This is a genomic window from candidate division KSB1 bacterium (assembly GCA_022566355.1).
Classification (GTDB): Bacteria; Zhuqueibacterota; JdFR-76; order JdFR-76; family DREG01; genus JADFJB01.
This window is the reverse complement of record JADFJB010000205.1, coordinates 1-4,189: the sequence shown is the minus strand read 5'-3', so window position 1 is coordinate 4,189 and position 4,189 is coordinate 1. Positions and strand designations below refer to the sequence as shown.

At 38.0% G+C, this 4,189-nt stretch carries 4 protein-coding genes; all 4 read right to left on the bottom strand.

Annotated elements, in window-relative coordinates:
* The coding region (locus tag IIC38_20160; protein MCH8128235.1) for a penicillin acylase family protein at positions 1-1,884 on the bottom strand (1,884 nt) is incomplete at its 3' end.
* A gap of 184 nt (positions 1,885-2,068) precedes the next feature.
* On the bottom strand, positions 2,069-2,548 hold the full coding sequence (locus IIC38_20155) for a hypothetical protein (protein MCH8128234.1): 480 nt from the start codon (positions 2,546-2,548) through the stop codon (positions 2,069-2,071).
* A gap of 12 nt (positions 2,549-2,560) precedes the next feature.
* Positions 2,561-3,007, bottom strand: a complete 447-nt coding sequence (locus IIC38_20150; protein ID MCH8128233.1) for a DoxX family membrane protein — start codon at positions 3,005-3,007, stop codon at positions 2,561-2,563.
* 7 nt (positions 3,008-3,014) lie between these two features.
* Positions 3,015-3,554, bottom strand: a complete 540-nt coding sequence (locus tag IIC38_20145; GenBank protein ID MCH8128232.1) for a RidA family protein — start codon at positions 3,552-3,554, stop codon at positions 3,015-3,017.
* Between the last annotated feature and the right edge of the window lie 635 nt (positions 3,555-4,189).

Sequence of the window (4,189 nt, the reverse complement as noted above, 5' to 3'; positions counted from 1 at the left end):
CTCGGAAGGTAAAGCCCCCAGGTTGTCCACACCTGTCTCTATTTCAGCAAAGATCATATCCTTAAATTCCCAATTGACATGCAACGGCCATTGATCGCTTTTGTGGAGATCGGGTACTCCAACTATACTAACAAATCCGCTCTGGCCGGACGGCAATACATTTTCGTCAATCACTTCATCCGTTCCAAATTCCAACGCTTGTTGATAGGATCCATGGTCCTGTATTTGCCTTGGAGTATCTTTCAATTGTTCAAAGGAGAAACTATTAATGGGTCCTACATATTGTTGCATTGCCAATACACGCCATGTAATACTTTTTGGATCGGTATTTGAGCGAAACGGCACATTATCACCATTATTCCACCAGGCTACAGGCTTATTATTCCAGTTAACAAAGTAACCCTGACTCGGATTTTGGGAGGATGGCAAGGTTGAAAAATCCATCATGCCGCCCCACTCTTCGGTACCATCGCCTTTGTGGGGCAAACGAGGATCCACACCATCGCTTCTATCCTGGTAGTGGCCAACATGCCAATATTTTACATTTTGATCTTTACCTGCATAAAACAGGTTGAATGAGACCGGGATCAATTCCGCGGCAGCTTCAAATTGTTCCAAATTGGATGCCCTGATGATGCCGAAGATAGCCAGCATCATAGCCAATTCATTATTCCAAAAAGTCATTTTTTTGCTAAAGACCTGGTGATTTGCCAAATCTTCACCAAAAACAGGTCCATGAACTGTTCTGTAGTGAGTGAATGACTGAGGAACTCCCGCAAATGAAATAGATTCCTCAATGACCTCGAAATCCTGCCATTCTCCATTGTACCAGTATTTTCCATAAGTGTTATCCTGGGTAGAATCAATATAAACATCGACATTATCTGAGAACCCGCTCGTTAGTGTCCATGAAAAATAGTCATTCCTCCCAATGATAATCCCTGGCATTCCTGCCACAATCATTCCCCCGGCATGAAGAGTTGGACATTGCAATTCTACTTCATTGGGAATTCGGATTATGTTTTGTTCATGGCCACCCATTTGCGGAGCGCCTAATAACATCACATTTCCTGTGTTTGATTTTGCACCGGTAATAAGTACTGCAAAACTTCCCAATTTTGCAGGCAAATGTTGATTTCTGGCGTATTCATCAATCCAATTTTGTTTCTGATTGATTGATTGGATAATGTCGTTATCTACAACTATACCGGAATATTTCCATTGCTTGCTAGAAATAGAGACATTTGCCGGAATTGTCGTAGGCACGGCAGGATCATTGATTGGCCTATTTTCATCGAGCCACGCCTGGCCGTTTGTTTGCAGTTCTGCTAAGCGGGTTAATTCATTTCCTCCGGATTCACCGAAATTTCTGAGGATAAACTGGATGATAGCGATGGAATCTGTCACTTTCCAGGGATTAAATGGAATGATATAAAACTCAAGCGGTTTATATTTGTTTGGATTAACTGCCATTGAATCCAGGTAAGTATTTACGCCATCTTTATACGATTCTATTGCTGTTTGAATATCAGTGGGTAAGGCATTGAACTTTTGCAATCTTTCTTGCTCAGTATAATAAATTGTTCTTATCCCTTTATCATAGTTTAAATTATCTTCCGTACCTTGAATACTGGCAATTTCACCCCTTGCGGCTAACCTAAACTGAAACATCTGGTATAACCGGTCTTGCGCTGCGGCAAATCCCTGCCCGAAGAATACCCCTACTTCACTTTGGGCGACTATATGGGGGACGCCATATTCATCTCGTGTAATTTCAACTGTTGTGCCATCGGGCGCAAGGAGAGAGATATCATTGGCAAAGCCAATGGTAAATGGTATGCTAAATGTGCATAAACAAACTAGAAAGGATTTTAGCTTATCAATGGTTTACCTCTCAAATAAATTGAATTTAAATAGATATTAAAGGATATCTGTATCGAAATAATATGATTATCTGATCAATTTATAGTAAGCCGAATAAGATTACAAATTATTTCTTTTAACCGCTAAGAAATTATTTTTTGCAACCTATCATATTGTTTCATAGGTAAGGAAATCAAATAACGTTTTAGCGGCCACCGGATCGAAAGAGACTTTGTGAGATTCGTCCTGAAAAAGCATATCCAAACTGAAGCAGGAATCCATTTAATAAGAGGTTGATAAAAAAATTGTCCTGATTCAAGTTCATAGGGAAAGGGTCAAATTGAAACAGTCGCATCAAAAAAACCAGCAAAAAAGAACCAAGCCCTGTGGAGAAACCTAGGATGATTGTTCCAAACAACCGGAACACCAGCTTTTTGGAGAGATCCTTTACATTAACAATATACAAGAATAAACTACCGGTCAAACTGAGTATCAACGGAAACAAAATACCTGGGATTCCCTCTATATATGTTTCTTGTATGGATAAACCTATAATTACCCCGGCAGTTACACCACTCACCATATAGGATGAAATGAGTATTCTCTTTCTGATTTTTAGTAAAACAAAATCAAAAACAAACATTAAAAGTCCCAAGACAATGAAATGAAAGAACATTGCCAGCATATTTTTCCTAAATTATTGTTGAAATTTTCGCTTACTCAACCATGTATCAATTGTCCACGGTTCTGAGTTTTGGGGTATCATAAATAGAAATACAACCAGTAAGGCCCTGGGAAGGATATGAGTCGTCACATCATAAAATGGGTTTTCAAGTAAATGGCCATAGGTGACGATGACCAGAACCATTACAAGTGTGATAAGGGCTTCCCGAATCCGAAATCCTATTAGCAATAATCCGCCTGAAATTAACTCTACAAAAGGAATAGTAAAACCAAAAACCCACAGCAGCCAAACAGGTATCCAAGAGTCCTTGTAGCCTTCGACAAATAATTGTCGAGCATGTTCAACGGCTCCCATCTCGAATACTTTCATCCACCCGGCCATAAAAAATAATAGCCCTAATAACCAGCGGGCAAGAAGCGCAGCCCAACGAAAATTAATTTTTGATTGATTCTCTTCCATAATAAAATCAATCCCTTTTTAATTCTACGATCATTTCTATCTCTACGGAAATATTTATAGGCAAAGAGATCATTCCCACGGCCGCCCTGGCATGCTTGCCGGACTCACCAAATATTTCTACCAATAAATCTGAACAGCCATTAATCACTTGTGGTTGCTCTGTAAAGGATTCATCACAATTCACCATACCAAACACTCTCACAATTCTTTTGACTCGGTTTAAATCTCCGATTTCGGCTTTTAGCGAAGATAATAGAGAGATGGCTGTCAAACGGGCAGCTTCTTTTGCTTGTTCGATATCGATATCTTTCCCCACCTTGCCTGTGATATAACCACCCTCTGGTTTTCGTGGACCGTGACCAGCCAAAAATACCAGGTCTCCGCTTTGAACTGCACGCACATAATTCGCAATCGGAGGTTCAGGAGTGTATAATTGGATTCCTAATTCACGAATGCGTTCTTCAACGTCAATTCCATTGTTACTTTGGTTTGATTGTTCTTGATACTCTTTTTGTTGACAGCCAACACCAATAATCAATAAAACCATTAACCAAATATGTATTCTAAACCAAACGCACTTTTTCATAAAAATTCTCCTCAGTATTTGTTCATTCAACCCTTAAAACTACTTGGGTCAAGATTTAGAATCTGTATAACATTGGATTTAACAAATATAAATAACCAAATTAATTCATCATTCCAAAAGAAATTCCCCACAATATTTTATTTATTCAAAAAAGCTGTCGACATATGATCTCCTTAATTTTTTGTTGGACATTTACCGATAGGCAGCTTCTCCTTTTTATAGCATTTTCAGACTTGAGCAAACTGGTTATTAATTCTTAGACGGATTGATATTATGATTTTAAGGCTGCAAATTGATTAATACAATCGTCTTCTGACGAGGCTAGGTTAGTAGTTGTCTCGATGAAAACCAAATATCGCAAACCAATTACCGAATGAAAGGCGTAGGTGAAATATCCACAATTGAGATCCTGGAAAACTGAAATAATCTAAAATTAAAAAAAAATTAATTTTAAGTTAAACATGGTAAAATATAATTATAAAGTTTATTACATCCAAGCTAAAATGTAAATTTTTTGTTATTAACACAAATGATTACATAGGTTCTAAGAAAGATTAATGAAACTGATAAAACAATTTTCAAAAATTTATTCAATA